This is a genomic window from Bradyrhizobium sp. sGM-13 (genome assembly GCF_018398875.1).
GTDB lineage: Bacteria > Pseudomonadota > Alphaproteobacteria > Rhizobiales > Xanthobacteraceae > Bradyrhizobium.
Genome location: NZ_JAGWDK010000102.1, coordinates 1 through 4384, shown reverse-complemented (window position 1 = coordinate 4384; position 4384 = coordinate 1). Strand labels below are relative to the sequence as shown.

At 59.9% G+C, this 4384-nt stretch carries 3 protein-coding genes and 2 pseudogenes; 2 read left to right on the top strand and 3 right to left on the bottom strand.

Annotated features, from left to right (window positions below; all coding sequences use genetic code 11):
* A pseudogene (locus KJQ96_RS38005) lies at nucleotides 1-341 on the top strand (IS21 family transposase); the annotation flags it as partial.
* 111 nt (nucleotides 342-452) lie between these two features.
* Here the strand turns inward: KJQ96_RS38005 and KJQ96_RS38000 are convergent.
* Genes KJQ96_RS38000 through KJQ96_RS37990 form a run of 3 tightly spaced genes read right to left on the bottom strand, consistent with a single transcriptional unit; the run spans nucleotide 453 to nucleotide 3711 of the window.
* A complete protein-coding gene (locus tag KJQ96_RS38000; RefSeq protein ID WP_249735061.1) occupies nucleotides 453-1457 on the bottom strand; it encodes a tyrosine-type recombinase/integrase in 1005 nt (334 codons plus the stop codon).
* Complete coding sequence (locus tag KJQ96_RS37995) at nucleotides 1454-2446, bottom strand: tyrosine-type recombinase/integrase (protein ID WP_309142545.1); 993 nt, start codon at nucleotides 2444-2446, stop codon at nucleotides 1454-1456. The genes KJQ96_RS38000 and KJQ96_RS37995 overlap by 4 nt, the downstream gene beginning before the upstream one ends.
* The gene (locus KJQ96_RS37990) at nucleotides 2443-3711 is read right to left on the bottom strand and encodes a site-specific integrase (protein ID WP_213291106.1); all 1269 of its coding nucleotides are present in this window, start codon (nucleotides 3709-3711) and stop codon (nucleotides 2443-2445) included. The genes KJQ96_RS37995 and KJQ96_RS37990 overlap by 4 nt, the downstream gene beginning before the upstream one ends.
* A 353-nt stretch (nucleotides 3712-4064) precedes the next feature.
* Here KJQ96_RS37990 and KJQ96_RS37985 point away from each other — a divergent pair.
* Nucleotides 4065-4384 (top strand): annotated as a pseudogene (locus KJQ96_RS37985) (IS21 family transposase); the annotation flags it as partial.

The window sequence follows — 4384 nt, the reverse complement described above, 5'->3', positions numbered from 1 at the left end:
AGCTATTGTGGGAGGAGCATCGCGCGGCCTACCCGGATGGTTACGGGTACAGCCGCTACTGTGAGCTCTATGGCGCCTGGGCGGCGCGGCTGTCGCCGACTATGCGACAGAGCCACGTCGCTGGCGAGCGCATGTTCGTTGATTACGCCGGCACGACGCTTGAGGTGATGGATGGTTCGACCGGCGAGGTACTGACAGCCCAGCTGTTCGTCGCCTCGCTCGGCGCGACGAACTACACATATGCGGAGGCCACCTGGACGCAGGGCCTGTCCGACTGGATCGGCTCGCACACGCGCGCCTTTGCGTTCATCGGCGGGGTTCCGGCAGTGGTGGTGCTCGATTTTGTTACCGGTAACAAAATCGAGCTTATGTGCCGGACATCGTTATGTGGCTGGCAACGGCTTGAGCCGGTCTTTCGGGGGAGGATCGCGGGCGTGTGGGCACATAATGCGCTACAGTGAATTGAGCCAGTCGAGGAGGGTTTTGTCGTCCTTCCAGGCGACGCGAGCCCGGGACACCGTTGAAATATCGGAACCCACTTCGCAGGCGCGCAGCGCCTCGGCTTTAACGCGCAGCGTCAGCTCGGCATAACGGTTTGTCGTGTCGAGACTGACGTGCCCGAGCCAACTCCGTATGACATTAACTTCGACACCGGATTCCAGCAGGTGGCAGGCAGCGGTGTGCCGGAATAGATGCGGACTGACCCGCCTGGATTTCGGCCCGTGTGTATCGAAGGATGCGCCGTGTCGTCGGACAATCTTATAGATCCCGAACCGCGTTAGAGGGCGGGCCTTCGGAGCGCAGAAGACTGGCTCGCCTGGCGATGCGCTACGCTGGGCGAGGAGCGCCTGGAGATGATTCACTGTCTCATCCCAAAGCGGGCACGTCCGCCACTTGTCACCCTTGCCGTGCAAGTGGACTTTGGCTGGCGGCTTGAGTTCGAGGTGCTCGATACGAAGATCGGCAACTTCCTGCACCCGAGCGCCCGTGTTGTACAGGAAGAGCAACAGTGTGTGGTCGCGCAGCGAGAGATGACCTTGTCGAGGCAGCGAACGAAACAATGCCGTTACCTCCTCCCGCTCGAGGAAATGTGTATCGGGCAATGATGTGCGCTTGACGGGGATCGCCGCGACCTGCTGACAGACCGCCAGCATCTCGGGTGCACGCACCGCGAGGTAGGCAAAGAAGGTGTTCAGTGCTGCCCGCCGTTGATTGCGAGTACGCACCGAGTTACCGCGCTCTTGCTCCAGGTGCCTCAGGAACGCCAGACTTCGTTCGAACGTCAGGTCATCAAGGGCCAGTGTAGCAATCCGGCGACCACGCTGCTCGGACACGAAGCACAGGAACAGGCGAATCGTGTCACGATAACTGCGGATCGAACCGAGCCGCAGGCCCTTCTGTACCGGGAGATGATCGGTGAAAAATGACTGAACCAGTGTACCGAGGGAGGGGGTCATGATTGATCCTCCCCGAGCGTTGTCGCAGCAAAGGCACGGAAGCGGCGGTTGGCGTGTTCGAGAAGCTCCGGGGTCGGCGTCAGATACACCGCAGTGGAATTGATGTCGCCGTGCCCCATGAAAGTTGAGAGTGCAAGAAGCTTCGTCTGAGGATCGAGGCCGAGCCTGTACCAGCGCGTGAGTGTACCAACGGCGAACGAGTGTCGCAGATCGTGCAGGCGCGGCGGCGAAATGCCTGGCGGGATCTGCAGATTTAAGCTCAGGACCATAGCGTGAAAGGTCTGGCTGATTGTGCCAGGGTTGATTGGCCTCCCCCCGCGCAAGCAGAACAGCGGCGCGTCGTCTGCAGCAGTGGCGGCGCGCGCCGCAGTCTGGCGTTGACGGAGATGCTGCACCAAGAGCGTTCCGAGCTTTGGTCCAAATGGGACGAGGCGGCTCTTGTAGAATTTAGTCTCCCGGATAATGAGCAATCGCCGCTCCAGATCGACATCTTTGAGGTGCAGCCGGCAGGCCTCCCCGACGCGCAATCCCAGCCCATACAACACGGCGAACAATGCGAAATACGTGTTGCCACGCTCGATCGTACCACCATGGTTCGGGAGCGCCTTGGCAAGGGCAAGCAACCGAGTGGCTGTGTCTGTGTCGAAGATAAATGGTGTGCGCTGATACCTTCCGCGACGCGGCGGTGATCTCAGCGGTGTCTGGGCGAGCTTCCCGTGATCGACGAGATACGAAAGCAGTCGTCCCACCGTAGAGCGCAGGTGATTATAGCTTCTTGGCCGCGATCGCGGACGCGAGAGAAGAAACTCATCCACCAGTTCCGGGGTTACCTCACTAAGGCTACCAATTTTGTTCTTCGACAAGTAGGCATCGAACAGCGCGAGCGTCTTCTCTTCGACAAGATAGCGCCGTCGCAAAGAGCGCTTGTGAGCGAGGAATTGCTCCATCTCGCGGCCGAGAAAACTCTGGAAACGTGCATCGGAGCTCACAGCACGTCCTCTCCATTGCTGAATGCAACCTCACGCAGCTGTTCGACGGCGATCTTCCCATAGATCTGGGTGGAGGAGGCGCTGCGGTGGCCGACGTAGTCGCCGATATGCTTCAGGGAGAAATTGGCGTTTAGCAGGCGCTGCACACAACTGTGCCGTAGGACATGCGAACCGGCGCGTGGCACGCGAATGCCGGCTTTGCGGATGAAATGGGCGGCGCGACAGACAACCGCGGCGGAGCCAATCGGGGCGTGCGGAGCACAGCAGCGCATAAACACCTCGCGGCATGTCGTGGCTGGTCGCCCGTTTTTGAGGTATTCGACGATCGCTGCTCCCACCGCCGCCGAGAGCGGATAAGTGGTGGTATTGCCTGCTTTGCGTTCCCTGATCTTAAGCCGTTCGTTGCGCCAGTCGATGTCATCGAGCGTGAGCGAGGCGACCTCCGCTGCCCGCAGCCCATAGGTCGCAAGCAACAGCATCATCGCATAATCGCGCTTGCCAGAGGCGGACCGTCTGTCGATACCCGCCAGCACTTGCTCGACCTGCTCCCAACTGATCGATCGTGGCACACCAGCGTGCCGGTACGACTGCGGAAACTCGACGAGCGAACTGAGATCCTTGGCCATAACCCCTTCACGATTGAGATAACGTAGAAAGACCCGCAGGACTCCGCATGCATTGCGCACCGTTGACCAGGACACTCGGGGCGGAGCGTACTCGGCAATGAACCCGCTGAGCACGGTTGGCGATAACTTTGCGAGGTTGTCGACGCGGATGCGTTCAAGGTAGGCCGCGAACTGACGCAAAAAAATTTGGTATTGGTATATCGATCGCTGACGAAGTCCTTTCTCTTCGATCAGGTACCTCAACAACCCCGGTGCTTGGCGTTCGAACGGGTTGTCCGGCTTATGGAGACGACCCCGGCCAATGTAGCCGGGGACCGCCAGCCTTAGCATCTGGCGGATGGGATTGCGTACTTCATCGCCGATCTGCTTGCGTCGCCGGGCTGAGCGTCGTTTAGCACGTTCACCAATCCACGCTTGCACGAACGGCTCGACGTGATCAGGTAGGTTCTTAACCTCGCTGGCGCCGTGAGCTTTTGCGAACTCGCCAAAGCTCACCACGATGGGAACCCGGCGAGACACGCTGCTATCCGTATAGCGCTGCTCCGCCATCCAGCTGACGTACTGCTCGACTTCGGGAGCGATCCAGGACTCGTGAATACGATCGATGGTGGCGGGTCGGATGTAGTACTTCTCGAGCATGACAATCTCCTAAGGAAAGAAGGAGATCACCATGCCACGAGCGCTCCGTTATGTTGCCGCCGGCGCGGAAATAGCGCTTAAAAATGCGGGTTGTGACGGCATTCGGCACATAACGATGTCCGGCACATAAGTCCGACAATCTGCGCTCGGGCGTCACCAAGGCTTGCTTCTATGAGCCGACGGTCAACCGCACCTATGCCGAGATGGCGGCTCACTACAACACCGCCATTGTTCCGGCGCGGCCGTATCGCGCCCGCGACAAAGCTAAGGTAGAAGTTGCGGTCCAAATTGCGGCTCGATTTATCGTCGCGAAGCTGCGCAACCGGCAGTTCTTCTCGCTCTGCGCATTGAACGTGGCCATCGCCGAGCTTGTCGCACAACTCAACAACCGCGTGTCGCGCCATCTCGGTGCGAGCCGCCGCGCGTTGTTCGACGAGATCGAGCGCGCGGCGCTCAAACCGCTGCCGGCCGAGCCCTACGTCTTTGCCGAATGGAAGGAATGCAGGGTCGCGCTCGACTACCACGTCGAGATCGAGAAGCACTACTACTCGGTGCCGCACCAATTGCTGCGCGAGAAGGTTTGGGCGCGCATCACGGCGCGCACGATTGAAGTCTTCCACTGCGGCAAACGCGTTGCCGCCCATGTGCGCTCTTCCTCCGACCGCAAGCATAC

What these genes read in the sequence shown, in the direction of transcription:
- KJQ96_RS38000 (WP_249735061.1), bottom strand. Translation starts at nt 1,457, where the DNA reads ATGACCCCCTCCCTCGGTACACTGGTTCAGTCATTTTTCACCGATCAT.
- KJQ96_RS37990 (WP_213291106.1), bottom strand. Translation starts at nt 3,711, where the DNA reads ATGCTCGAGAAGTACTACATCCGACCCGCCACCATCGATCGTATTCAC.